The sequence below is a fragment of the Escherichia sp. MOD1-EC6300 genome, from assembly GCF_002965045.1.
Taxonomy (GTDB): domain Bacteria; phylum Pseudomonadota; class Gammaproteobacteria; order Enterobacterales; family Enterobacteriaceae; genus Escherichia; species Escherichia coli_F.
Genome location: NZ_PTRH01000087.1, coordinates 1 through 236, shown reverse-complemented (window position 1 = coordinate 236; position 236 = coordinate 1). Strand labels below are relative to the sequence as shown.

The following is a 236-nucleotide window of genomic DNA, read 5'->3' as shown; positions in this document are numbered from 1 at the left end:
GTACTTTGCAGTGCTCACACAGATTGTCTGATGAAAAGTGAATAGCAAGGCGTTTACGCGTTGGGAGTGAGGCTGAAGAGAATAAGGCCGTTCGCTTTCTATTAATGAAAGCTCACCCTACACGAAAATATCACGCAGCGCGTGATAAGCAATTTTCGTGTCCCCTTCGTCTAGAGGCCCAGGACACCGCCCTTTCACGGCGGTAACAGGGGTTCGAATCCCCTAGGGGACGCCAC

Annotated in this window: 1 tRNA gene; it reads left to right on the top strand. The window is 51.3% G+C overall.

Going from position 1 to position 236, the window contains the following annotated elements:
• Nucleotides 1–159 precede the first annotated feature (159 nt).
• Nucleotides 160–235, top strand: a tRNA-Glu gene (locus BGE37_RS24955).
• Nucleotide 236: the final 1 nt, after the last annotated feature.